This window comes from Isoptericola halotolerans (genome assembly GCF_013149785.1).
Taxonomy (GTDB): domain Bacteria; phylum Actinomycetota; class Actinomycetes; order Actinomycetales; family Cellulomonadaceae; genus Isoptericola; species Isoptericola halotolerans.
Window position 1 is genome coordinate 209,683 of record NZ_JABEZU010000001.1, and the last position, 23,290, is coordinate 232,972.

A 23,290-nucleotide genomic window follows, 5' to 3' on the forward strand; every position below is an offset into this window, starting at 1 on the left:
GATCAGCCCAGGTCCGAGATGTCGACGTCGGCGATCGCGGCGATGTCGACGAACGGCTGGAAGAGGTCGTCGGCAGGTTCGAGGATCGGCTCGGTGCCCTGCATCGCCTCGAACATCGCCCCGAGCTGCTCGGCGTTGGACTCGACGAAGACGGTCGGCAGCGCCTCGAGCAGCTCGGCCCGCTTGTCCTCGGCGAGCTGCTGGTCGGCGAGCACGGTGACGGCGACCGGCATGGAGCCGCTGACGCCGAGGGCTCTGGTCTCGCCCTCGTCGAACGGGAACATCGGGTTGTCCTGCCCGGCCATGGTCGGGAAGATCGTCGAGGTGCACGCGACGTCGATCTGGCCCTCGGCCAAAGCGATGAACGACATGTCGTGGCCGCCGGAGAACATCGAGGTGTAGTCGACGTCCTTCTCCAGCCCGGCGTCGTGCAGCATCGCCACCGGCATGAAGTACCCGGAGCTGGACGCCGGGTCGGCGAAGGCCACGACGGTGTCGGAGGTGATGTCCTCCAGGCTCCGCAACGGCGAGTCGTCCATCACCAGGCAGGTGGAGACCGGGTCGTCGTTGCCCGGCCACGCCACGAGCGAGTCCACCTCGCCGGTGTTCACCGCCAGCGCCGAGGGGAACCCGCTCATGAACCCGATGTCCACGTGGTGGTTGCGCAGCGCCTCCACGACGGCGGTGTAGTCGGGGACGTCGACGATCTCGACCTCCCGGCCGGTCTCGGCCGTGACCAGCTCGGCGAAGGCCTCGATGGGGTTCTCCGCGCCCGGGTCGTCGCCGAGCGGCGTGGTGGCGAAGGTGAGCGGTGCGTCGGGGTCGGCCGCCGCGGCTGCCGGGGCGGCGTCGCCGGCCTCCGCGGCGCCGGAGCAGCCGGTGAGGAGGGCGGCGCCGAGGCCGAGGACACCGAGAGCAGGAAGAGCGCGGACGCGCATGGTCGTTCCTTTCGGACGGGGTGCGGGTCGCCGGCAGGGGTTCCGTGACCGGCGATGCCGAGATCACACCGCGGCGAGGTGACGGCGAATTACGAGACCGCCGTACCTGGAACCGACGGAACGATGAACTTCCGGTGCACGGCGTGACAGCATGGACGGGTGCAGGTCCGGCCGACGACGCTCGACGGCGTGGTGGACCACGTCGTCGACCTGGTCCTGGCGCGACCCGGCGACCGGCCCGTGCGGCTGGTCGTGGACGGCCACCCGTCCACCCGGCCGGAGGTGCTCGCCGACGCGCTCGCCGAACCCCTGCGGACCGCAGGACGGCCCGTCGCCCGGGTCCGCGCACGCGACTTCTGGCGGGCGGCCTCGCTGCGCCTGGAACGCGGGCGCCGGGACCCCGACGCGCTGCTCGAGGACCGGGTCGACGTCGACGCGCTCAACCGGGAGGTCCTCACCTCCGTGGTGCGCCGGGGACGCTGGCTGCCCGCGCTGCGCGACCCGCGGACCGACCGGTCGACCCGGGCGGCCCCGGTCGACGCGCCACCCGGCACGGTCGTGGTGCTCGACGGCTCCCTCCTGCTGGGTCTACGCCTCGACGTCGACCTCACCGTGCACCTCGCGCTGCAGCCCGCCACCGAGACCCGGCGCACCGCCCTCGACGACGCCTGGACCCTCGTCGCGTACGGGCGGTACCGCCGTGAGGTCGCCCCCGGCCGCACCGCCGACGTCGTCGTCCGGTTCGACCACCCGGACCGCCCGGCGCTCGTCATCCGCTGACCGGACCGTGGCACGCACGAAACATCCGGGGTGGACAATGCCGGAAACGTCTCGCAGCTCGTCGGCAGGAGCCCGCCATGATCGTCGCCCCGTTCGGACGGTTCACCGAGGGCCGCGTCCCCGACCCGGGCATCGCCGCCCTGTTCACCCGCGAGAACCGCTGGCAGGCCCGGCTCGACGTCGAGGCGGCCCTGGCGCTCGCCGAGGCGGACGCCGGCCTCATCCCCAAGGAGTCCGCCCGCGCCATCGCGCTGACCGCCCGCATCGAGAAGCTCGACATCAAGCGGGTCCTGGCCGCGACGGCGGAGGCCAGCCACCCGTTGGTGCCGCTCATCGAGGAGTTCGCGCGCGCCGTCGGGTCCAAGCACGGCGGGTGGGTGCACTGGGGGGCGACCACCCAGAACATCACCCAGACCGCCGACGTGCTGGTCCTGCGGGACGCCCACCGGCTCCTGCTGCGACAGCTCTCGCGGGTGCTGCGCTCCGCGGCCGGGCTGGCGGAACGCTCTGCAGGGCTGCCGATGGCCGGGCGCACCCACTCCCAGCACGCGGTGCCGATCACCTTCGGCTTCAAGGTCGCCGTGTGGATCGACCAGCTCGTGGCGCACACCGAACGGCTGGAGCGTCTCGACGACCGGCTGTTCTGCGTCCTCATGGGTGGTGCTGCCGGGACCTTCGCCTCCTTCGGCGACGCCGGCCGCGTCATCGAGGCCGGGGTGGCTCACCGGCTCGGCCTGCACCCGATGCGCGTCCCGTCGCGGGCGATCAACGACGGGATCGTCGAGCTCGTGCTCGTCCTGGCCCAGCTCGCCGGCACGATCGGCAAGGTCGCCAAGGACGTCTACGCGCTCATGCAGCCCGAGTTCGCCGAGGCGTTCGAGCCGGTGCCCGAGGGCACCGTCGGCAGCTCGACCATGCCGCACAAGCGCAACCCGCAGCTCGCCCTCGACCTGCTCACCATGTCCGCCGAGCTGCGGGCGCTCGCGGCGCCGGCGCTGGAGTCGATGCTGCACGACCAGGAGGCCAACGGCGCGATGACCGCGTTGCTCGAGGACGTCGCGGCCTCGGCCGCCGTGCTGGCGGGGGACATGCTCGCCCGCCTCGAGGTGATCGTGGAGGGTCTCGTCCTCGATCCTGCTCGCATGCGCGACAACATCAGCCTGTCGGCGGGCATGATCGGCTCGGAGTCGCTGATGCTCGCCCTGGGGGAGAAGATCGGCCGGCAGAAGGCGCACGACGTCGTGTTCGAGGTGGCGCAGGCGACGGCGGGCGGCGACGTGCCGTTCGTCGAGAGGCTGCTCGACGAGCCCGTGGTCGCCGGGGCCTTCGACCGGGCCGAGCTGGGTGAGCTGATCGACCCGGCGGCCTACCTGGGCCTCAGCGCGCAGATCGCCGGGGATCTGGCGGCCTGCGCGACGGCGACGGCCGACCGGCTGGACGCCGTGCCGCCGCGGGCACCGCTCATGACACGCTGAGCCGTTGATGTTGCGCCGGGGCGTCCGTCACGCCAGAGTGGTGCAGGTCACAGGCGTCTGAGCGAGCAGGGGGCGGGGACACGGATGGTGCGTGTCAGCGGGTGCACGGAGGCGACGAGCCTCCGCCGCTGGACGCTGCGCGCCGCCGGCGTCGCCCTGGGCACGGCCCTCACCGGGTTCCTCCTCGCGAGCGGCGCGGCCGCCGACGACGGCGAGGACCGTTCCGGGAGAGGGCTTCTGACCGGGGTGGTGAAGACCACCACCGAGAAGGTCACGGACCCGCTGCTGGACGGTGTCACCAAGACCGTCGAGAAGACCGTCGGGACGGTGACGAAGCCTGTCTCCACGGCCGTGGAGAAGGCCACCGCGAAGCCCGAGGAGCCGGCAGTCGAAGAGCCTGCCTCGGAGCAGCCCGCAGCCGACGAGCCCGCACCCACCGAGCCGCCGGCCGAGAAGCCCGCGGCGAAGGCGTCCTCGACGGACGACCCGGCCCCGCGCGAGAACGAGGAGGGCTCCGGCGAGGAGGCCCGGCCCGCCGCTGCGGAGGAACCGGCTGCGGAGTCCGCGTCGGCGGACGCGCCGGGTCCCGAGAACCAGCAGGCGGACCCCGAGGAACCACAGTCCGAGCGACCCGCCGAGGCCGAGGCGCCGGAGGACGAGCCGACCGGGGAGCCCGAGAAGACCGACACGGTCGGCGGTTCCGCGGACGAGCCGGTCGAGGACGCTGCCGGGCAGGACTCCGAGGAAGCGGCCGACGAGGCTCGGGCCGACACGCAGCCCGACGAGGCTCCCGCACCGGACGTGGCGGCGTCCGAGTCCGAGGCCGGGGCCGCTGACGAGCCCATGGTGGACCCCGCCACCGGCGCGCCCGAGGAGGAGGCGGAGAGCGACGAGCGTCCGAGCGGCCCGGTGCTGGGTCTGCTGGACACGGTGACCGGCGACGTCCTCCTCCCGGTCACCAGCTCCGTCGGTGGTGTGCTCGAGGCGGTCCTCAGTCCCGTGACCGGCCGGCCGGAGCGTGTCGAGGACGACCTGCCCGACGAGACGCCGCCGGACGGCCAGCCCGCCGACCCGGCCGAGATCCCCACCGAGAGCGTGACTGACGGCCCGGTCGAGGGTGTGCTCGACGGCGTGGTCCGACCGGTGACGGACGGGCTGCGACCCGTGACCGATGCCGCCGGGAACGTCGTCGGAAGCGTCACCGGCCCGGTGCTCGAACCGGTCGCGCCCGTGACAGAGGCTGTCGGGGACGTCCTGCGGCCCGTCACCGAGGCGCTGTCCCCGGTGCTCGCGCCCGTCGGCTCGCTGGTGGGCTCCGTGACCACGACGCTCGCGCCGGTCGTCGACCCGGTCGCCGCCGTCGTCGAACCCGTCCTGGAGCCGGTCCGCGCGGTCACGGACCCCGTGGTCGGGAGCCTGACGCCCGTCGTCGACCTCGTCCAGCCCGTGCTGGACCCGGTCGTCCGCCCGGTCGTGGGCCTGGTCGAGCCCGTGCTGTCGCCGGTCACCGATGCCCTCGCTCCGGTGCTGTCGCCGGTCGTCGAGCTGGTCGACCCGGTCCTGCGCCCGGTGATCGACGTCGTCGACCCGGTGGTGGGCCCCGTGCTCGGACCCGTCGTGGACGAGCTCGTGCCGCCGTCGCTCGACCTGCCGATCGGTGGCACGGAGGACGTGCCGGGCACGATCCCGCCCGCTGCGCCGGCCCCGCCGGTTGCGATGCCGGTGGTCACGACCCCGGGCACCGCGACCCCGGGCTCCGCGAGCACCGGGACGCCGGACACGGCCGCCGCCCCCTCCGCGCCGACGACGGCAGCAGCGGCCGCGGACGCGCGTCCCGAGAACGACGACGCGCCACCCGCGCGCGCCGCCGTCGCCAGCCCGCCGGTCACGGCCGCGGTCAGCGTCCCGAGCGCAGTCGCCGGCTCCGGGTCGGCCGAGCCCTCGGTCCTGGACCAGGGCGCCGATGTCTCGTCCGAGGTGGCTGTCTCCAGCACGAGCGGCCCGACCGGCGCCCCCGCTGCGCTCACCGCCGTCGGCGGGTTCTCCTCCAGCTCCGCGCGTGGAGGTGCGAGCAGCGGTGACGTCGCCGCCCAGCTCGCCGCCGCGTCGCGCGCCGGCAGCAACCACTGGCTGCTGCCGGCCCCCGAAGCGTGCGCACCGCTGCCGGTGCCCGACTTCGACATCCCTGTCTCTCCTGCCTGACGTGGCCGCGTCGCGCCTCTGAGCGCGTCACGCCGCGGGTGGCCTCTGCCATCTGCTCCCACGTCATGGCAGGAGAACTCATGCGTACGAACGTGCGACGAGCACTGCGCCCAGCCCTCGTCACGGGCGCCCCGCGAGTGACCTCACCGCGCCGCACCACGGCTGACCCGATCTACCGCTGAGGCGGTGCGGTCGTGGGGCGTCGCAGGGGGACGGCCCACGACTGCGCTGCTCGCGGTCGGCAGGACCGGGAGCCCACGAGGCCGGGAGTCGGTGACGACTCCCGCCCCGTGCCCGGTCCGCTCGGGAGCGCGCGTCGACACGAGGTACGGGCGGGGGCCCGTGCAGTGGGGATGCGCCCTTCCGAGGGAGAGCCCGCACCCGCGCGGTGCAGGGCTCCCACAGGTGGGTGCGGTCCGATCAGACGAGGGCGCGCAGGTCGCCGGTGAGGTGGTCGATCGCGCCGGGAAGGAGGGCGTAGTAGGACCAGCGGCCTCGCTGGCTGCGGGTGAGCAGCCCGGCGTCGACGAGGATCTTCAGGTGGTGGCTGACGGTGGGCTGGCTGAGGCCCACGGGTGCGGTGAGGTCGCAGACGCAGGCCTCGCCGTCGGGGGAGGTCGCGACCGTGGACAGCAGCATGACGCGGGTCGGGTCGCCCAGCGCCTTGAAGATCCGCGCGAGCCGCTGCGCCTCGGTGGCGTCGACGGCGGCACGCAGGGGCGTGCAGCACGTCTCGGTCGCGAGGGGCAGGGTGTCCGTCATCCCTCCATCTTGCCACGCATCGAAGTTTGTGGATACGTTGGCACCGACACATTGAAGTTCGTCGATGAGGAGTGGGCATGACGACGACGGAGCACCCGGTCGTGGTGATCGGCGCAGGTCCCGTGGGCCTGGCGGCGGCGGCACACCTGCTGGAGCGAGGGCTCGAACCTCTCGTCCTCGAGGCCGGCAGCGGCCCGGGAGCAGCCGTCGCCGACTGGGGCCACGTGCGGTTGTTCTCCCCGTGGCGCTACTGCATCGATGCTGCCGCCCGCCGTCTCCTCGAGGCGGACGGCACCTGGGGTGCCCCGGACCTCGACGCGCTGCCGACCGGGGCGGACCTCGTGCGTGACTACCTCGTGCCGCTGTCGGCGGCGCCGGCCCTGCGCGAGCGGGTCCGCTACGGCACCCGGGTCTCCGCCGTCGCCCGCGACGGTGCGGACCGCACCCGCTCCCTCGGGCGCGAGCGCCGCCCGTGGCTCGTGCGGGCCGAGTCCGGCGGCGAGACCCGTGACCTCCGCGCGGCCGCCGTCATCGACGCCTCGGGCACCTACGGCCAGCCGAACCCGATGGGTGCCAGCGGCCTGCCCGCGATCGGTGAGGACGCGGCGGCGCCGTTCCTCGCCGGCCCCCTGCCCGACGTCCTGGGCCGTGACCGTGACCGGTTCGCGGGTCGCCGCACGCTCGTGGTCGGGATGGGCCACTCGGCCGCCAACACGCTGCTCGCCCTCACCCGTCTCGCCGAGGAGGAGCCTGGCACCGAGATCGTCTGGGCCATCCGCGGAGGCTCGCCCCGTCGGCTCTTCGGTGGCGGTACCGACGACGAGCTGCCGGCCCGCGGCCTGCTGGGCACCCGCCTGCGGGACGCGGTCGAGGCCGGTCGCCTCGAGCTGTGGACACGCGTCGGGATCGACCGCCTCGACGCGGTCGACGGCGGCGTGCGGGTCTCCGGGACCGGGCGGGCGCCCGGCGCGCGGGCCGAAGGGTCGTTCGACGCCGTCGTCGACGTCGTGTCGGCCGCCACCGGCTTCCGGCCGGACCTGGCCATGCTGCGCGAGGTGCGCCTCGACCTCGACGAGGTGGTGGAGGCCCCGGCGCGGCTGGCACCGCTCATCGACCCGAACCTGCACTCCTGCGGCACCGTCGAGCCGCACGGCGAGGGTGTCCTGGCGCACCCGGACGAGGGCTTCTACCTGGTCGGCATGAAGTCCTACGGCCGTGCCCCGACGTTCCTCCTCGCCACGGGCTACGAGCAGGTGCGGTCCGTGGCCGCCGCGCTGGCCGGCGACCGTGCGGCGGCCGACGCCGTCGAGCTGGAGCTGCCGGAGACCGGGGTGTGCTCGACCGACCTGGCCGACGAGGGCGGGGCCTGCTGCGGGGGACCCGCCGAGCCGCAGCTCGTCACCCTGGGGGTCGGCGCGCCGACGGGGGCGCCGGTCGGGTTCGCCACCGGCGTCCTGCACGGGCGCTCGGGGGACGACTGAGGCCGACGCCGTCGGGCGCCCGTGCAGGGCTCGGGCAGCGGTGCCACGATGACGGCATGGCACATCCGACCGGCTCCCGGTCCGTGCGGCGATGGACGACGGTGGCGCTCGGCGTCGCCGTCGTCCTCGTGCTGTCGGCCTGTGCGGCCGGGCCCAACCCGGGCCTCGACACGGCCCCCGCCGGCCTGTCGCAGCCGGCAGGATTCTGGCTCGGGCTCTGGCAGGGGATGATCCTGCCCGTCACCTTCGTGGTCTCGCTGTTCACCGACGCGGTCTCGGTGTACGAGGTGCGCAACAGCGGCAACTGGTACGACGTCGGCTACGTGCTCGGGATCTCCTTCGTCTTCGGAGGGCCGCTCGGCGCGAGCCGGGCTCGTCGCTGACCCCCGCCCTTCGATAGATCGTGATCGATTGGTCATGCTGCCGCGGGGTCGCGTTCACCCGTCGTTCACATAGACCGCGTTCTATCGATCTCGTCCGACAGGAAACCGGGCGGGTCGAGTCCCGCCCCAGCAGACGGGATCACTGACGTGCTCAAGAACCACAAGCGTGCCGCCGCCATCATCGGCGCGGCCGGCCTGGCGCTCTCGCTCGCCGCCTGCGGCGGGTCCGACACACCTGGTGACGAGACCGAGAACGGCACCGGAGCCGACGAGAGCGGCGAGACGCTGTCCGGCTCGGTCGTCATCGACGGTTCCTCGACCGTGGCGCCCAACACCGAGGTGGCTGCCGAGCTGTTCGGCGAGGAGCACCCCGACGTGCGCGTGTCGGTCGGTGTCTCCGGCACCGGCGGCGGTTTCGAGAAGTTCTGCAACGGCGAGACCGACATCTCCGAGGCCTCCCGTCCGATCAAGGACGAGGAGGCCGCGACGTGCGAGGAGAACGGCATCTCCTACGCCCAGCTCGGCATCGCCAACGACGGCCTCGCCGTCGCGGTCAACCCGGAGAACGATTGGGCGCAGTGCCTGTCGATCGAGGAGATCAGCTCGATGTGGCGGCCCGACGCCCCGGTCGACTCCTGGGCCGACGTGCGGGACGGGTTCCCCGACGAGCCTGTCACGCTGTTCGGTCCCGGCTCCGACTCCGGCACGTTCGACTTCTTCACCGAGGAGGTCAACGGCGAGAGCGGTGCCATCCGTGCCGACTACAACGACATCGGTGAGGACGACTTCGGTGCCGTCCAGGGTGTCGCCGGCGCGACCGGCGCGACGGCCTTCATCCCCCTCTCCTTCGTCGAGGAGTCCGCCGACATGGTCCAGCCGGTCGAGATCGTCAACGACGCCGGTGACTGCATCGCTCCGTCGCTCGATACCGTCATGGACGGGTCCTACAACCCGCTCGGCCGTCAGCTCTACGTCTACCCGAGCGACGCCGGCCTCGAGAAGCCCGAGGTCGTCGAGTTCGTGGAGTTCTACATCCTGAACCAGGCCCAGATCGCCGAGGAGGCGGGCTTCATCCCGCTGAACTCCGACCAGGAGCAGGTCGCGAACGACGCGCTGGCCGAGCTGGTCGGCTGACCCGGGTCCCCGGCCCGGCGCCGCACGCCGGGCCGGGGCGCCACCGCACCGCCCTTCGTCGACCCGCAGCAGGAAGTGCAGGCGTCCATGGCTCTCCTCACGGCCCCGACCGAGCCGTCCTCGGTCGGCCCTCCCCTCTCGCTCGAGCCCTCGAGCCGCCGCCTCGGTGAGAAGTTCATCGTGGCGCTCCTCTTCGGCGCCGCTGCCCTCGCCGTGCTCATCACGGTCGGCATCGTGCTGGCGATCGCCGGGCCGACGATCGAGTTCTTCCGCCAGGTCCCGTTCTCCCGCTTCTTCTCCACCGAGGCCTGGGCACCGAACTTCGTCCCCGACGGGTTCGGCGTGTACAACATCCTGGCGGGGACCGCTGCCATCGTCCTGTACTCCTGCATGATCGCGCTGCCGGCAGGCCTGGGGGCCGCGATCTACCTCAACGAGTACGCCAGCCATCGGGCCCGCAGGATCCTCAAGCCGGTGCTCGAGGTTCTCGAGGGCATCCCCACCGTCGTCTACGGACTGTTCGCTCTCGCCTTCGTCGCTCCGCTGCTGCAGGAGATCTGGCCCACGTTCGTGCCGGGCAAGCTCGGTGACCCTCCCGGTTTCCAGTTCGTGCTCTCCGCGGGCGTCGTGCTGGGGATCATGATCATCCCGACGGTCGCCTCGGTGTCCCAGGACGCCATGAGCGCCATCCCTCACGGCCTGCGCGAGGCCGCCTACGGCCTCGGCAGCACCAAGATGCAGGTCGCCACGAAGGTCGTCGTCCCCTCGGCGTTCTCCGGCATCGTCGCCTCGTTCGTCCTCGGGCTGTCCCGAGCGGTGGGGGAGACCATGGTCGTGCTCATGGCCGCCGGCGCGATCGCGAACCTGACCCTGTGGCCGAACGATCCGGTGCTGACGATGACCGCCTTCATCGGCCGTACAGCCACCGGTGACGTCGGCTTTGGCACCACGACCTACTACACGCTGTTCGCCGTCGCGGCCCTGCTGTTCGTCATCACGCTCGTGGTCAACATGATCAGCATCGCCCTCGTGCGCAAGTTCCGAGAGGTCTACGAATGAGACAGTCAGGTCGTACGCGGGTCGCGGTCGACGCGGCGCGAGCCAGCGCGTCGACGCTCGAGCGCCGCGGGATCGACGTCAAGGGCGAGCTCTTCCGGGCCGTGCTTCTCTTCTGCGTCGTCATCGGCGTCGTCATGCTCGCCACCCTGCTGATCTACGTGACCATCGCCGGCTGGCCCCGCCTCGACGTGAACCTGTTCACGCAGATGCCCTCGACGCGGGACCCGCAGACCTCGGGGTTCCTCCCGGCGATCGTCGGCACGATCTACGTCATGTTCGGCGTGCTGATCACCACCGTGCCGATCGGGGTCAGCGCGGCGATCTACCTCGAGGAGTACGCCGACGCGAGCAAGTGGTACAACCGCTTCATCGAGACCAACATCCAGAATCTCGCCGCCGTGCCTTCCATCGTCTTCGGCATCCTGGGCCTGGCGTTCATCGTCCGGGGACCGTGGGGTCTGGGGTTCGTGGCGTTCGCCGGCTCGCTGACCCTCATGATGATGGTGCTTCCCACGGTGATCATCGCCTCTCGGGAGGCCATCCGCGGGGTACCGAGCACGCTGCGCCAGGCCTCGCTCGGCCTGGGCGCGACCCGGTGGCAGACGGTCTCGCGGCAGGTGCTCCCGGTCGCCTTCCCCGGCGTCCTCACCGGCACGATCCTCGCGATGTCCCGGGCGATCGGGGAGACGGCCCCGCTGCTCCTCGTCGGGGCGACCACGTTCGTGCGGTTCCTGCCCGAGGGGCTGTTCGAGGGCGCGTACTCCGTGATGACCGTGCAGATCTTCCAGTGGGCGATGCGTCCCCAGGAAGAGTTCCGCACGCTGGCCGCGGCCGGTTCGATCGTGCTCGTCGCGCTGCTGCTGCTCATGAACTCCGTCGCGATCTGGCTGCGCAACAAGTACAGCCGCGAGTACTGACCCATGAACGCCCGGAAGAAGGACTCAGAGATGACCGACCAGGCAACCCGCGCCGCCGGCCCGGTGCCCAGCCCACAGCGTGCCGTGCGGGACGTCCCCGACGTCCCGAAGGAGCCGGTGTTCACCACCCAGGACCTCAACATCCACTACGGCGACTTCCACGCCGTGACCGATGTGTCCATGGAGTTCGGCAAGAACGAGATCACCGCCCTGATCGGCCCCTCCGGCTGCGGCAAGTCGACGGTGCTGCGGTGCCTCAACCGCATGAACGACCTGATCCCGACGGCGCGGGTGTCCGGCGAGGTCCGGTACCACGGCATCGAGCTGTACGGGCCGAAGATCGACCCGATCGAGGTGCGTCGCCGGATCGGCATGGTGTTCCAGAAGGCGAACCCGTTCCCCAAGTCCATCTACGACAACATCGCCTACGGGCCCCGCGTGACGGGGATGAAGGTCGACAGCATGGACGACCTCGTCGAGCAGACGCTGCGGCGCGCTGCGTTGTGGGACGAGGTCAAGGACAAGCTGAAGCAGAACGCCTACGGGCTCTCGGGCGGCCAGCAGCAGCGCCTGTGCATCGCCCGCGCCATCGCGACGAACCCCGATGTCGTCCTCATGGACGAGCCGTGCTCGGCGCTGGACCCGATCGCCACCCTGCGGATCGAGGAGCTCATGGCCGAGCTGCGGGAGAGCTACACGATCATCATCGTGACCCACAACATGCAGCAGGCGGCCCGGGTCTCCGACCGGACCGCGTTCTTCACGGTGAAGGTCAACGAGACGACCGGGGACAGGACCGGCGGTCTCGTCGAGTTCGACAGGACCACGACGATCTTCGAGAACCCGTCGGACCAGCGGACGGAAGGCTACATCTCCGGGCGGTTCGGGTGACCACCATGGCGGTCGCCGAGCTGCCCGTGGTTCCCGGCACGATGGACACCGTCGTCCTGGTCGATCCCGTCGTCGGCAGCGGAGCGCAGCTCGGTGCCGGGATGCGTGAGCGGGGGGTCGCCCTCCAGGCCTTCACCGATCCCTTGCTCGCGATCGCGCGCCTGGGCCGGGAGGCGGCCGATGCCGTGGTCGTGGCCGCCCGACTCGGAGCCGAGGTGTCCGCCCAGGTGGCCGGCATCGTCCGCGACGAGTTCTCGCTGCCGGTGCTGCTCGCGTACGACGGCGCCGACGTCGACCTCATCGGCCCGGCGATCCTGGCAGGTGCGCAGCCGCTCGTGCACCTGCCGTACGACCCGGCCGAGCTGGCCGCCGCGGTGCGCCAGGTCCGTCCTGCCCGGGCGGTGCCTGCCGTCGTGCGGGCCGGGGAGCTCGTGCTCGACCCGTCGGGCTACGACGCCCAGCTCGCCGGACGCGGCATCGACCTGACGGTGCTCGAGTTCGAGGTTCTCCTCGAGCTGGCGTCGCGACAGGACCACGTGGTCTCCCGTGCCCAGCTCGTCGCGCGATGGCCCGAGTCGTCGGACCCGGACGAGAAGCTCATCGGCATCGTCGCACGGTTGCGGCGCAAGCTGGAGGGGCTCGGTCGCAGCGGTGCGATCCACACCGTCCGGGGCATCGGCTACCGGCTGGAGTCCCGGGTCTTCGAGCTCGGCCGGGGCTGACCGGCCGGCTGCTCAGCCGGCTGGTCGTAGCAGCTCGTCGAGGAGGCCGTGCACCCGCTGCGTGATGTCGTCGACGATCCGGGTGATCTCGTCGGCGGGCCGGCCGGCGGGGTTGTCGATCGGCCAGTCCCGGTACTGCCTCCCGGGCACGACGGGGCAGGCGTCCCCGCAGCCCAGGGTGACGACCATGCGCGACGCCCGGATCACCTCGTCGGTGAGGGGCCGCGGCATCTCGGTGAGCTGGTCGACGCCCCGCCGAGCCAGCTCGGCCCGCACACCCGGGTCGAGCCGGGACCAGGGCACGGTGCCGGCGGTGCGCACCCGGACCCGGGCCCCGGCGGCCGCCCGCAGCACTGCCGCGGCGATCTGCGAGCGGCCGGCGTTGTGCACGCAGACGAAGAGGACGTCGAGCGGGTGGGGGGCACCGGCGCCGTCCGCCCCGTCGGTCTCGCCGCGGGTGTCGACGGGGGCGACCAGGGCGGCGAGCCGGTCAGCGGCGAACCGGGCGGTGAGGGCTGGCAGGTGGCGTCGGACCCGCGCCCGCGCCGCCAGCAGGTCGTAGCTGTCGGCCACGAACCGCGCCACCGTCTCCGGGGAGAGGGTGTCGGCGTGGTCCAGCGACAGCTCGTGCGTGATCCGGGCGAGCATCCGTGTGTGGTCGGCCGGGTCCACCGGCTCGGGGTGGACGCTGCTGGGCGCGGAGATCGCCGCGCCACCGAAGCGGACGAGGGCGTCCGGCGTCGGCCGGAACGCCGGCTCGCCGTCAGCCCCGGGAAGTGGCGCGAGCAGGCCTGCGTCCGCCATGGCCTCGAGGTGCGCACGGATCGCGGCGCGGTCACCGCTGGGCCCCGCGAGCGAGGAGGCGGTCGGCTGGCCGGAGGCGTCGGTGAGCACGACGGCGAGGAGCCGCAGCCGGTCGGGGTCGGCCATGCAGGTCACCTGCAACAGGCGCAGGCCCTCGTGGTCGACGCCGGTCATCGGTGCGGCGCAGGGTCGGGCGCGCCCAGTCTCAGCGCAGCAGGTCGCCGATCGCGTCGAGACGTGCCGGCTCGATCCCGTACCAGACCTCGCGGCCGGCCGGGCGACGGGTCAGCACCCCGGCCTCCGCCATGACCTTCAGATGGTGGGAGACCGTGGGTTGCCGCAACCCCAGCTCGCGGGTGAGGTCGGCGACGCGGCTGGCGCCCTCCGGCGAGCTCCGGATCAGGCTGAGGATCTGCAGCCGGGTCGGGTCGGAGACGACGCGCAGCAGGCTCGCGGTGCTCTCCGCCTGCGCCCGGCTGAGGGTGGCCCGCAGCGAGGGCGACTCGACGGACGGCCGCGGCGACGGCGCGGGCTGGGCGGGCGACATTGCCCCAGAATACCTTTCGATCGGTCACGGTCGATCGATCTGCCCTCGTGCGCGCTGCAGGCGGGCACCGCGCAGCACGAGCCCGACGGCCAGGACCCCGAGCCCGCTGAGGACCGCCGCGACCGGCAGGGTCGCCACCAGCACCAGGCACGCCACCAGGCCGAAGACCTGCAGCACCCGGGGGAACAGCCGGTGCTCGGCCGTCTGCGTGAACGCCGAGGCGTTGGCGACCGCGTAGTAGAGCAGCACCCCGACGCTGGAGAACCCGATCGCACCGCGCAGGTCCACCGTCAGCACCAGGACCACGACGACGGCGGCGAGCGCCACCTCTGCCCGGTGCGGCACCCGGAACCGGGGGTGCACGGCGGCGAGCCACCGCGGCAGGTCGCCCTCGCGCGCCATCGCCAGCGACGTGCGCCCGATGCCCGCCACGAGGGCGAGCAGCGCGCCGAGCGACGCGGCGGCCGCCCCGATGCGCACCACGACCCCCGCCCAGTCGGAGCCGTCCACCGCTGCCGCCAGCGGCGCCGTCGTCCCGGCGATCCCGTCCAGGCCCAGCGCGCCGAGCAAGGTCACCGCCACCAGGGTGTAGACGACGACGGCGCCGGCGAGCGCCAGCAGGATCGCGCGGGGGATGGTTCGCCGCGGGTCGCGCACCTCCTCGCCCATCGTGGCGATGCGCGCGTACCCGGCGAACGCGAAGAACAGCAGCCCGGCGCCCTGCAGCACGCCGTAGAGGGCGGTCCAGCCGCCGTCGGCGAGGGAGCCGTCGGACCCCGCGCCGGGCAGCAGCCCGGGCGACCCGCTCCACACGACCGCCGTCCAGGTCGCCAGCGCCAGCAGCACCACCGTGACGATCCAGCGGGTCAGGCGTGCCGTCCGCGTCACCCCGCGGTAGTTCACGGCCGCCAGCGCGACGACGGCCAGCGCCGCGACGGGCCGCTCCCACCCGGCCGGCGCGGCGTAGGCGGCGAAGGTCAGCGCCATCGCCGCGCAGCTCGCCGTCTTGCCGATGACGAAGCCCCAGCCGGCGAGGTAGCCCCACCAGTGGCCGAGGCGCTCACGCCCGTACACGTACGTGCCGCCGGCGACCGGGTACTGGGCGGCGAGCTGTGCGGAGGACGTGGCGTTGGCGTACGCCACGAGGGCCGCCAGGGCGAGCGCCGCGAGCAGCGCCCAGCCGGTGCCGGCAGGGAGCACGGCAGCCGCCGCGGGTCCGAACGCGGCGAAGACCCCGGCCCCGACCATGGAACCGAGGCCGATGGCGACGGCGTCCTTGGTCCCCAGGCGGCGGGCGAGCTCGGTCATGCGGAGGTCTCCTCCTGGCCGCGCCGGTAGCGCTGGTAGGTCTTGTTGCCACCGGACAGGTTCGCGACGTCGAAGCCGAGGTGGCGCAGCACGTTCTGCCCGGCGTTGCCGGTGACTCCCTTGTTGCAGTACGTCACCGTCGGCAGCGTCGGGTCGAGCTCGCCGGCGCGCGCCCGCAGCTCGGCCAGCGGGATGTGCACCGAGTCCTCGACGGCAGACTTCGCGCGGTCCTTGGCCGAGCGCACGTCGACCACCTGCACCTTCTCCCCGTCGTGGCGGCGCAGCTCCAGCTCGGCTGCGGAGACGAGCGGCGCACGGCCGCTGATCGCGCCGTCGAGGGCCATGCCCGTGTAGTGCACCGGGTCCTTGGTGGTCGCGTACGTCGGGGCGTAGGCGAGGTCGAGGTGGAACAGGTCCTCGGCCTTCGCGCCGAAGGTGATCGCCGTGGCGAGCACGTCGATGCGCTTGTCCACCCCGGCCGGTCCCACCGCCTGCGCACCGAGCAGCCGCCCCGTGCCGCGGTCCGCGACGGCCTTGATCAGCATCTCCTGCCCACCCAGGTAGGTGGGGCGGTCCGGCTTGATGTTGTGCACGACGACGGGGTCGAACCCTGCCTCGCGGGCCCGGTCCTCGGTGAGCCCGGTCTGGGCCACGGCGAGGTCGAACACCCGCACGATCGAGGTGCCGAGGATGCCCCGGTGCTCCAGGTCGCCCCCGGTGAGGGCGTCCCCGGCGACTCGGCCCGTCTTGTTCGCCGTGGATCCGAGCGGGACCCACGTCGGTTCGCCGGTGACGAGGTCGAAGCTCTCGGCGACGTCCCCCACGGCCCACACGTGGTCGACGTCGGTGCGCCCCTGGCGGTCGACGGCGACCGCGCCGGTCGTGCCGATCGTGACGCCCGCGGCACGGGCGAGGTCGAGGTTCGGGCGTACCCCGACCGCGACGATGACGACACCGGCGTCGAGGGTGCGGCCGGCGTCCCCGGCCGTGGCCTCCGCGACCTGCACGCCCCGCACGGTGCCGTCGTCGTGCGTGGTGATGCCGGTGACGCGGGCCCCGGTCAGCAGCTCGACGCCGTGGGCACGCAGCTCGTCGTCGACCAGCCCGGCGACGTCGGCGTCCAGGCGGGGCATGGCGTGGCCCGTCATCTCGACCACGGTGACGTCGAGGCCGCGCTCGGTGAGCTGCTCGGCGGTCTCGAGCCCGATGTACCCGGCGCCGACGACGACGACGTGGCCCACCTCGCGCGTCTCGACCCACTGGCGGACCGCCCGCGCGTCGGAGGGGTTGCGCAGGGTGAACACGCCGTCGGCGTCGATGCCGGGCAGCGGCGGGACGACGGGGGAGACGCCGGTGGCGAGCACCAGCTCGTCGTAGTCGTCGGTGAACGTCTCGCCGGTGGCGAGGTCGCGCACGGTGACGGTGCGCGCGGTGGCGTCCACGGCGGTGACCTCGTGGCCGGTGCGCACATCGATGCCGTAGCGCTTCGCGAACCAGGCGGCGTCGCGCGGGGTGAGCTCGTCGATGGTCTCGACCGTGCCGCCCAGGTAGTAGGGCAGCCCGCAGCCGGAGTAGGAGATGTCGAGGTCGCGCTCGTAGACCACGATCTCGGCCTCCTCCGAGCCGCGGCGCGCCTTGGCGGCGGCGGAGGTCCCGGCGGCGACCGACCCGACCACGACGATCTTCAGCCGGTCGCTCACGAGGCCACCGCCTCGACGTCGAGCGAGGCGAGCAGGTCGCGCACGCGGCGTTCGATCTCGTCGCGGATGGGGCGTACGGCGTCGATGCCCTGACCGGCCGGGTCGTCGAGCGCCCAGTCCTCGTAGCGCTTGCCGGGGTAGATCGGGCAGGCGTCGCCGCAGCCCATGGTGATGACGACGTCGGAGGCCTGCACGGCGGCGTCGGTGAGCACCTTGGGCTGCTCGGCGCGCAGGTCGATGCCGCGCTCGAGCATCGCCTCGACCGCGACGGGGTTGATCGAGTCCTTCGGTGCGGAGCCGGCGGAGCGGACCTCGACGGCGTCGCCCCCGAGGGCGCGCAGGAACCCGGCCGCCATCTGGGACCGGCCCGCGTTGTGGACGCAGACGAAGAGCACGGACGCAGGTGTGGACATGAGGTCCTCTTCTCAGGGGTGCGGGTGGTGGTGCGGACCGTCGGACGCCGGGAGCGTCACGTCGGGCAGCAGGTCGGCGAGCAGGGCGCGCACGCGCCGGTCGATCTCGTCACGGATGGCACGGGCGCCCTGCGCCGAGGCGAGGGCGGGGTCGCCGACGACCCAGTCCTCGTAGCGCTTGCCGGGCAGCACCGGGCACGCGTCGCCGCAGCCCATGGTCACCACGACGTCGGCGGCCCGGACGGCGTCGTCGGTGAGCGGCTTGGGGAACGGCACGTCCTGCGGGCCGTCGCCACCGAGCTCGGTGAGCAGGGGGCGGACGGTGTCGTGGACGTCGGCGGCGGGCACAGACCCTGCCGACCGCACCACGACCCGGTCCCCGGCGTACCGGTGCAGCAGGGCGGCGGCGAGCTGGGAGCGGCCGGCGTTGCCGACGCAGACGAACAGCACCTGCGGCGTCCGGGAGTCCTCGTCGGTGGAGCGGGCCGTGACGAGGTCCACGAGGCGCTGGCGGGCGAAGTGCTCGGTGAGGGACACCAGGTGGACGGCGATCCCGCCGCGTCGCGCGAGGGCCGTGTAGGACTCGCGCACCACGCGCAGGGCCTCGTCCCCGGTGGTGCCCCGGACCCGCCGGGCGAGCGAGGCGGCCAGGCTCTCGAGCTCGCGCTGGACGTCCTCGAGCCCGTGCATCTCGGTGTCCCGGGACGCGCTGCCGACGGGGTGGGTGCCGTTGCTCGAGACGGCCAGCGCCGCGGGGGCGAACCGGTCGAGCAGGGTGGTCACCGCTCCCCGGTACCCGGGCTCGACCCGGTACCAGACCCAGGTGCCGCGGCGCTGGGAGGTGAGGACGCCCACGTCGCGCAGCACCTTGAGGTGGTGGGACACGGTGGGTTGCGAGACGTCGGCCAGCTCGGCGAGGTCGCAGACGCAGGCCTCGCCGTCCGGAGAGGTGGTGATGGCGGACAGCATGCGCAGGCGCAGCGGGTCCGCGAGGGCCTTGAGGGCGGCGGCGACGCCGTCGGCGGCCTGCGGGCCGATCGCGTGCTCGGACGAGGCGTGCGCAGGGGCGCACGCGGCGCCGTCGGGGGTGGGGGTGACGGTGGTCATGGCAGGGTCTCCCGTGGTGCGTCGACCGACGTCGTCGTCGGTGAGCCGGCAGCCCGGGGGTCGACGCCGAACCAGCGGCGACCGACCCAGAGGCTGACGTAGACGAGGCCCACGAGGACGGGGACCTCGATGAGCGGCCCGACGACGCCGGCGAGGGCCTCGCCGGACGTGGCGCCGAAGGTCGCGATGGCCACCGCGATGGCGAGCTCGAAGTTGTTGCCCGCCGCGGTGAACGCGAGCGCCGTGGTGCGGGGGTAGCCGAGACCGAGGGCCTTGCCGACGGCGACGCCGACGCCCCACATGACGGCGAAGTACACGAGCAGGGGCAGCGCGATCCGGGCGACGTCGCCGGGGTGCGAGGACACCTGCTCGCCCTGGAGGGCGAAGAGCAGCACGATGGTGAACAGCAGGCCGTACAGCGCCCAGGGGCCGATGCGGGGGACGAACCGCTCCTCGTACCAGTCGCGGCCCCTGGTCCGCTCGCCGATCGCGCGGGAGGCGAAGCCGGCGGCGAGCGGGATGCCGAGGAAGACCAGCACGTTGAGCGCGATCTGGCCGATGGACACGTCGATCCCGGCGGTGTCGAGGCCGAGCCACCCGGGCAGCACGGTGAGGTAGAAGTAGCCGAGCAGCGAGAACATGACGACCTGGAAGACCGAGTTGATGGCCACCAGCACGGCGGCGGCCTCCCGGTCGCCGCACGCGAGGTCGTTCCAGATGACGACCATGGCGATGCAGCGGGCCAGCCCGACGATGATCAGCCCGGTGCGGTACTCGGGCAGGTCGGGCAGGAAGATCCACGCGAGGGCGAACATCAGGGCGGGGCCGACGAGCCAGTTGAGGACGAGCGAGCTGACCAGCAGCCGCTTGTCGCCGGTCACGGCGGCCATGCGGTCGTAGCGCACCTTGGCGAGCACCGGGTACATCATCACCAGCAGCCCCAGGGCGATGGGGAGCGAGATGCCGCCGACCTCCATCGCCTCGAGGGCGTCGCCGAGGACGGGGACGAACCGGCCGAGCAGCAGCCCACCGACCATCGCCAGGCCGATCCACAGCGGCAGCCAGCGGTCGAGGGTGGACAGTCGGGCGCCGGCGGGCGCCTCGGCGGTGGTGGTCGTCACGTGCGCTCCCCTGCTCGTTACTTCGATCGTCATCAATATAGACGCATCTCGATGCAGGATGCCAGCCGCCAGGCTCTTGCGGACGGGCTGAACGCGCGTTTAGTCTATTGAACATGAGTTCAACCAACCCGGGCGCGACGGGCACCACCGGCCGGCCTCCGTCGGACGGCAGCACGCGCGACCGCATCCGCGACGCCGCCGTGCTGCGGTTCGCGCGCTCCGGGTTCGGCGCGTCGGTGCGTACCATCGCCGCCGACGCCGGTGTCAGCCCGGCGCTGGTCATCCACCACTTCGGGTCCAAGGAAGCCCTGCACCGCGCCTGCGACGACTTCGTGCTGCGGTGGATCGTCGGGTCCAAGCGGCAGAACATGGGCCGGGCCACCGGCGGCCAGCTGCTGCAGGTGATGGCGGAGGTCGACGAGTACGCCCCGCTCCTGGGCTACGCGGTCCAGTCCCTCCAGGCCGGCGGCGAGGTCGCCCGGGCCTTCGTGCAGCACATGATCGACGACGCGCAGGTCTACACCCGCGAGGCGGTGGCCGACGGCATCGTCAAGCCGAGCGTCGACGAGGACGCACGCGTCCGCTACCTGACCCTCTCCGCGCTCGGCACCCTGCTGCTCACTCTCACGCTCGACCCGCCGGAGGACCCCGAGGACTTCGCCGCCGGCATCCGCACGTTCACGACCGAGCACTACCTGCCGATGATCGAGCTCTTCACCCAGGGCTTCCTGACCAGCCGCCGCATGCTCGACGACTACCTGCTCTACCTCTCCGACCCCCCGGCCGGCACGCGCGACGCCACCACCGACGGCGACGTCGCCGCCGACACCACGGCCGCCCCCGACCCCGAGACCACGAGCGAGGAACGATGACCACCACCACCGCGAGCCCCGGCACGCCCCCCGTCGAGATCCACGACCTGCACAAGCACTTCGGCTCCACCCGCGCCCTCGACGGCCTGGACCTGACGGTCCGGGAGGGCGAGGTCGCCGGGTTCCTCGGCCCCAACGGGGCCGGCAAGTCCACCACCATCCGCGTCCTGCTCGGACTGCTGCGCGCCACGTCCGGACGTGCCCGGCTGCTCGGCGGGGACCCCTGGTCCGACGCCGTGACGCTGCACCGCCGGCTCGCCTACGTCCCCGGAGACGTCACCCTGTGGCCGAACCTCACCGGCGGCGAAGCGATCGACTTCCTGTCGCGGCTCCGCGGCAAGCCGGACGTCCGGCGCAAGAAGGAGCTGCTCGAGGCCTTCGAGCTCGACCCCACCAAGAAGGCGCGCACCTACTCCAAGGGCAACCGGCAGAAGGTCGCGCTCGTCGCGGCGCTCGCCGCCGACGTCCCGCTGCTGATCCTCGACGAACCGACCTCCGGGCTGGACCCCCTCATGGAGGCCGTCTTCACCGAGCAGGTCCGCCACGCCAAGGAGCGGGGGGCGTCGGTGCTCCTGAGCAGCCACATCCTGTCCGAGGTCGAGAAGGTGTGCGACACCGTCACCATCATCCGGTCCGGTCGGGCCGTCGAGTCCGGCACCCTCGACGAGCTCCGCCACCTCACGCGGTCGAACGTCACCGCCGTCGTCGACGGCGACCCGGCCGGTGTGTCCCGCGTGGACGGCGTGCACGACCTGGCGACGGTCGACGACCCCGAGGGCACCCGCGTCACCTTCGACGTGGACAACGCGGCGATCGGTGAGGTGCTCACCGCCCTGTCCGCGCTGGGCGTGCGCTCCTTCACCGCGGCGCCGCCGTCGCTGGAGGAGCTGTTCATGCGGCACTACGGCGAGGACGTCTCGGAGGGGCCCACGTCCGGCGAGCCCGCAGCGGCAGGTGCACGATGAGTGCCGCCGTCGCCGCCCCGCCGACCACCCGTGGCGGGTCGACGCTCGCCGGGACCGGGCACCTCGTCCGGTTCATGCTGCGCCGCGACCGGGTGCGGCTGGCCGTGTGGACGGGCTCGCTCGTCGCCTTCTACGCCTACTTCACGTTCGCGCTCGACACCGTGTTCGCGGACCCCGCCTCCCAGCAGGGCCGCGCCGCCGTGATGGAGACCCCGGCGGGCATCGTCATGGGAGGCCCCGGGTATGGCCTCGACCACTACACCACCGGTGTGGCCATGGCCAACGAGGGCATCACCTGGGTCGTGCTCGCGCTGGCCATCTTCTCCATCCTGCACATGGTGCGGCACACCCGCGCCGAGGAGGAGTCGAGCCGGTCGGAGCTGGTGCGGGCCGCCGTCGTCGGGCGCCATGCCCCGGCCGTGGCGGCCGCCACCACGCTGGTCGTCGCCCAGGCCGTCATCGCGGTGCTCTCCGCGCTGGCGATGGCCGCCGTCGGAGGCCTCGCGGTCGTCGACTCGTTCGCGATGACGGTGGGCTCGGCGCTCAGCGCGCTGGTCTTCGGCGGGGTGGCCCTGGTGGCGTGCCAGGTCACGGCGCACGCACGGGCCGCCACCGGCCTCTCGCTCGCCGTCTTCGGCGTGGCCTTCGCCGTCCGGGCCGTCGGCGACATGCAGGAGACCGGGGGGTCCGCGCTGTCCTGGCTCTCGCCGATCGCCTGGGCGCAGCAGACGCGTGCCTTCGTCGACCTGCGCTGGTGGCCGTTGCTGCTGTCCGTCGTCGCGACCGTCGCCCTGCTGTGGGTCGCGTCCGTCCTGGCGTCGCGCCGCGACTTCGGTGGCGGTCTCGTCGCCGACCGCCCGGGCCGGCCCGAGGCCCGCGCATCGTTGCGGGGACCGCTCGCGATGGCCTGGCTGCAGCAGCGCGGCGCCCTGCTGTGGAGCTGCCTCGGGCTGGGGCTGCTCTGGTTCGCCACCGGTACCCTCCTGCCGCAGATCGGGACGATGATCGGCGACGTCATCGCCGACAACCCCGTCGCCCAGCAGATCTTCGGCGCGGACCCCTCCCAGCTCTCGGTGTCGTTCGTCGGGGTGATGATCCTGTACGCCGCGCTGTGCTGCGCCGGGTACGCGATCGTCATGTCCCAGCGACCCAAGGAGGAGGAGTCCTCGGGCCGCGGTGAGGTCGTGTTCTCCCACCCGGTGTCCCGGACCCGGTGGCTCGGGGCGCAGGCCGTGGTGGCCGGTCTCGGCACGGCGGTGCTGCTGGCGGTCAGCGTGTACGCCGTGTGGTTCGGCGCCGTCGTCGTCGACTTCCACGACCAGACGTTCGGCGACTACTCGGTGGTGTTCTGGACCTATCTGCCGGCGCTGGCCGTGTACGTCGGGCTCGTCCTCGCCCTGTACGGCTGGGCGCCGCGGTTCACGGGCGCGGCCTGGGCGCTGCTCGCCTACACGTTCGTGGTGGGCATGTTCGGCAGCGTCTTCGAGATCCCCGACTGGGCCTACCGCATCTCGCCCTTCGACTGGGTGCCGGAGGCCTTCTCGGGCGAGGTCGCCGGCGGGGACGTCGCCATGCTGTGGGGTGTCGCCCTGGTGCTCGGGCTGCTCGGCTTCGTCGGGTTCCGGCGTAGGGACCTGACGACCGGCTGACCATCCGGCCGAGGACCGCCGGGGCCGGGGTGTGGCGCAGGCCTCGCCCGGGCCCGGCGG

The 23,290-nt window shown here is 72.9% G+C and carries 22 protein-coding genes; 13 read left to right on the plus strand and 9 right to left on the minus strand.

Translation table 11 applies throughout. From position 1 onward, the window contains the following. Positions 1 to 2: 2 nt before the first annotated feature. Positions 3 to 938, minus strand: coding sequence for a phosphate/phosphite/phosphonate ABC transporter substrate-binding protein (gene phnD, locus HDG69_RS01075; protein ID WP_171781938.1), 936 nt, complete (start codon positions 936 to 938; stop codon positions 3 to 5). A gap of 159 nt (positions 939 to 1,097) precedes the next feature. Here phnD and HDG69_RS01080 point away from each other — a divergent pair, with 159 nt between their 5' ends. From HDG69_RS01080 to HDG69_RS01090, 3 genes are all read left to right on the plus strand, one after another. Next, positions 1,098 to 1,718: a nucleoside/nucleotide kinase family protein gene (locus tag HDG69_RS01080; protein WP_171781939.1), complete on the plus strand. Its 621-nt coding sequence runs from the start codon at positions 1,098 to 1,100 to the stop codon at positions 1,716 to 1,718. A gap of 77 nt (positions 1,719 to 1,795) precedes the next feature. Next, positions 1,796 to 3,193: a class-II fumarase/aspartase family protein gene (locus HDG69_RS01085; protein ID WP_171781940.1), complete on the plus strand. Its 1,398-nt coding sequence runs from the start codon at positions 1,796 to 1,798 to the stop codon at positions 3,191 to 3,193. A gap of 84 nt (positions 3,194 to 3,277) precedes the next feature. Next, complete coding sequence (locus HDG69_RS01090) at positions 3,278 to 5,395, plus strand: prolipoprotein diacylglyceryl transferase (protein ID WP_171781941.1); 2,118 nt, start codon at positions 3,278 to 3,280, stop codon at positions 5,393 to 5,395. Between the two features lie 420 nt (positions 5,396 to 5,815). Here HDG69_RS01090 and HDG69_RS01095 read toward each other — a convergent pair whose 3' ends face one another. Then, complete coding sequence (locus HDG69_RS01095) at positions 5,816 to 6,157, minus strand: ArsR/SmtB family transcription factor (RefSeq protein WP_171781942.1); 342 nt, start codon at positions 6,155 to 6,157, stop codon at positions 5,816 to 5,818. 77 nt (positions 6,158 to 6,234) lie between these two features. On the opposite strand from HDG69_RS01095, the gene HDG69_RS01100 reads away from it, so the two are divergent. The 7 genes from HDG69_RS01100 (at position 6,235) to HDG69_RS01130 (ending at position 12,744) form a co-directional block, all read left to right on the plus strand. Then, positions 6,235 to 7,638 carry an FAD-dependent oxidoreductase gene (locus HDG69_RS01100; RefSeq protein ID WP_171781943.1) on the plus strand — a complete coding sequence of 468 codons (1,404 nt, stop codon included), beginning with the start codon at positions 6,235 to 6,237 and terminating at the stop codon, positions 7,636 to 7,638. Between the two features lie 56 nt (positions 7,639 to 7,694). After that, positions 7,695 to 8,021, plus strand: a complete 327-nt coding sequence (locus HDG69_RS01105; protein ID WP_171781944.1) for a hypothetical protein — start codon at positions 7,695 to 7,697, stop codon at positions 8,019 to 8,021. Positions 8,022 to 8,168: 147 nt separating this feature from the next. Further along, on the plus strand, positions 8,169 to 9,155 hold the full coding sequence (locus HDG69_RS01110) for a phosphate ABC transporter substrate-binding protein PstS family protein (RefSeq protein ID WP_171781945.1): 987 nt from the start codon (positions 8,169 to 8,171) through the stop codon (positions 9,153 to 9,155). Between the two features lie 87 nt (positions 9,156 to 9,242). After that, positions 9,243 to 10,214: a phosphate ABC transporter permease subunit PstC gene (pstC, locus tag HDG69_RS01115; RefSeq protein WP_171781946.1), complete on the plus strand. Its 972-nt coding sequence runs from the start codon at positions 9,243 to 9,245 to the stop codon at positions 10,212 to 10,214. Beyond that, positions 10,211 to 11,131: a phosphate ABC transporter permease PstA gene (gene pstA / locus HDG69_RS01120; RefSeq protein WP_171781947.1), complete on the plus strand. Its 921-nt coding sequence runs from the start codon at positions 10,211 to 10,213 to the stop codon at positions 11,129 to 11,131. The genes pstC and pstA overlap by 4 nt, the downstream gene beginning before the upstream one ends. A gap of 117 nt (positions 11,132 to 11,248) precedes the next feature. Then, positions 11,249 to 12,022 carry a phosphate ABC transporter ATP-binding protein PstB gene (pstB, locus tag HDG69_RS01125; protein WP_425484016.1) on the plus strand — a complete coding sequence of 258 codons (774 nt, stop codon included), beginning with the start codon at positions 11,249 to 11,251 and terminating at the stop codon, positions 12,020 to 12,022. A gap of 5 nt (positions 12,023 to 12,027) precedes the next feature. Next, a complete protein-coding gene (locus tag HDG69_RS01130) occupies positions 12,028 to 12,744 on the plus strand; it encodes a winged helix-turn-helix domain-containing protein (RefSeq protein ID WP_171781949.1) in 717 nt (238 codons plus the stop codon). A gap of 12 nt (positions 12,745 to 12,756) precedes the next feature. Here the strand turns inward: HDG69_RS01130 and HDG69_RS01135 are convergent, their stop codons facing one another. The 7 genes from HDG69_RS01135 to arsB form a co-directional block, all read right to left on the minus strand. Next, the gene (locus HDG69_RS01135) at positions 12,757 to 13,674 is read right to left on the minus strand and encodes an arsenate-mycothiol transferase ArsC (protein ID WP_171781950.1); all 918 of its coding nucleotides are present in this window, start codon (positions 13,672 to 13,674) and stop codon (positions 12,757 to 12,759) included. 79 nt (positions 13,675 to 13,753) lie between these two features. Then, entirely contained in the window at positions 13,754 to 14,095 is a 342-nt protein-coding gene (locus tag HDG69_RS01140) for an ArsR/SmtB family transcription factor (protein WP_171781951.1), read from the minus strand. A 24-nt stretch (positions 14,096 to 14,119) separates the two neighbouring features. Then, positions 14,120 to 15,403 carry an APC family permease gene (locus HDG69_RS01145; protein WP_171781952.1) on the minus strand — a complete coding sequence of 428 codons (1,284 nt, stop codon included), beginning with the start codon at positions 15,401 to 15,403 and terminating at the stop codon, positions 14,120 to 14,122. After that, entirely contained in the window at positions 15,400 to 17,103 is a 1,704-nt protein-coding gene (locus tag HDG69_RS01150; protein WP_343036195.1) for an FAD-dependent oxidoreductase, read from the minus strand. Before HDG69_RS01150 ends, HDG69_RS01145 begins: the two co-directional genes overlap by 4 nt. Beyond that, entirely contained in the window at positions 17,100 to 17,516 is a 417-nt protein-coding gene (locus HDG69_RS01155) for an arsenate reductase ArsC (RefSeq protein ID WP_171781953.1), read from the minus strand. The genes HDG69_RS01150 and HDG69_RS01155 overlap by 4 nt, the downstream gene beginning before the upstream one ends. A gap of 12 nt (positions 17,517 to 17,528) precedes the next feature. Next, the gene (locus tag HDG69_RS01160; RefSeq protein WP_171781954.1) at positions 17,529 to 18,623 is read right to left on the minus strand and encodes a metalloregulator ArsR/SmtB family transcription factor; all 1,095 of its coding nucleotides are present in this window, start codon (positions 18,621 to 18,623) and stop codon (positions 17,529 to 17,531) included. Beyond that, positions 18,620 to 19,777, minus strand: coding sequence for an ACR3 family arsenite efflux transporter (gene arsB, locus HDG69_RS01165; RefSeq protein WP_171781955.1), 1,158 nt, complete (start codon positions 19,775 to 19,777; stop codon positions 18,620 to 18,622). The genes HDG69_RS01160 and arsB overlap by 4 nt, the downstream gene beginning before the upstream one ends. 80 nt (positions 19,778 to 19,857) lie before the next feature. Here arsB and HDG69_RS01170 point away from each other — a divergent pair, with 80 nt between their 5' ends. Genes HDG69_RS01170 through HDG69_RS01180 form a run of 3 tightly spaced genes read left to right on the plus strand, consistent with a single transcriptional unit; the run spans position 19,858 to position 23,230 of the window. After that, positions 19,858 to 20,616: a TetR/AcrR family transcriptional regulator gene (locus HDG69_RS01170; RefSeq protein ID WP_171781956.1), complete on the plus strand. Its 759-nt coding sequence runs from the start codon at positions 19,858 to 19,860 to the stop codon at positions 20,614 to 20,616. Beyond that, positions 20,613 to 21,581, plus strand: a complete 969-nt coding sequence (locus HDG69_RS01175) for an ABC transporter ATP-binding protein (RefSeq protein WP_171781957.1) — start codon at positions 20,613 to 20,615, stop codon at positions 21,579 to 21,581. The genes HDG69_RS01170 and HDG69_RS01175 overlap by 4 nt, the downstream gene beginning before the upstream one ends. Next, positions 21,578 to 23,230 carry an ABC transporter permease gene (locus HDG69_RS01180; RefSeq protein WP_171781958.1) on the plus strand — a complete coding sequence of 551 codons (1,653 nt, stop codon included), beginning with the start codon at positions 21,578 to 21,580 and terminating at the stop codon, positions 23,228 to 23,230. The genes HDG69_RS01175 and HDG69_RS01180 overlap by 4 nt, the downstream gene beginning before the upstream one ends. Positions 23,231 to 23,290 lie beyond the last annotated feature (60 nt).

Coding starts and splice junctions, on each gene's coding strand:
- HDG69_RS01095 (WP_171781942.1), bottom strand. CDS start 6,157: ATGACGGACACCCTGCCCCTCGCGACCGAGACGTGCTGCACGCCCCTG.
- HDG69_RS01105 (WP_171781944.1), top strand. CDS start 7,695: ATGGCACATCCGACCGGCTCCCGGTCCGTGCGGCGATGGACGACGGTG.
- HDG69_RS01140 (WP_171781951.1), bottom strand. CDS start 14,095: ATGTCGCCCGCCCAGCCCGCGCCGTCGCCGCGGCCGTCCGTCGAGTCG.
- pstA (WP_171781947.1), top strand. CDS start 10,211: ATGAGACAGTCAGGTCGTACGCGGGTCGCGGTCGACGCGGCGCGAGCC.
- HDG69_RS01175 (WP_171781957.1), top strand. CDS start 20,613: ATGACCACCACCACCGCGAGCCCCGGCACGCCCCCCGTCGAGATCCAC.
- HDG69_RS01155 (WP_171781953.1), bottom strand. CDS start 17,516: ATGTCCACACCTGCGTCCGTGCTCTTCGTCTGCGTCCACAACGCGGGC.
- HDG69_RS01135 (WP_171781950.1), bottom strand. CDS start 13,674: ATGGCCGACCCCGACCGGCTGCGGCTCCTCGCCGTCGTGCTCACCGAC.
- HDG69_RS01100 (WP_171781943.1), top strand. CDS start 6,235: ATGACGACGACGGAGCACCCGGTCGTGGTGATCGGCGCAGGTCCCGTG.
- phnD (WP_171781938.1), bottom strand. CDS start 938: ATGCGCGTCCGCGCTCTTCCTGCTCTCGGTGTCCTCGGCCTCGGCGCC.
- HDG69_RS01130 (WP_171781949.1), top strand. CDS start 12,028: ATGGCGGTCGCCGAGCTGCCCGTGGTTCCCGGCACGATGGACACCGTC.
- arsB (WP_171781955.1), bottom strand. CDS start 19,777: ATGACGATCGAAGTAACGAGCAGGGGAGCGCACGTGACGACCACCACC.
- pstC (WP_171781946.1), top strand. CDS start 9,243: ATGGCTCTCCTCACGGCCCCGACCGAGCCGTCCTCGGTCGGCCCTCCC.
- HDG69_RS01145 (WP_171781952.1), bottom strand. CDS start 15,403: ATGACCGAGCTCGCCCGCCGCCTGGGGACCAAGGACGCCGTCGCCATC.
- HDG69_RS01090 (WP_171781941.1), top strand. CDS start 3,278: ATGGTGCGTGTCAGCGGGTGCACGGAGGCGACGAGCCTCCGCCGCTGG.
- HDG69_RS01180 (WP_171781958.1), top strand. CDS start 21,578: ATGAGTGCCGCCGTCGCCGCCCCGCCGACCACCCGTGGCGGGTCGACG.
- HDG69_RS01160 (WP_171781954.1), bottom strand. CDS start 18,623: ATGACCACCGTCACCCCCACCCCCGACGGCGCCGCGTGCGCCCCTGCG.
- HDG69_RS01170 (WP_171781956.1), top strand. CDS start 19,858: ATGAGTTCAACCAACCCGGGCGCGACGGGCACCACCGGCCGGCCTCCG.
- HDG69_RS01085 (WP_171781940.1), top strand. CDS start 1,796: ATGATCGTCGCCCCGTTCGGACGGTTCACCGAGGGCCGCGTCCCCGAC.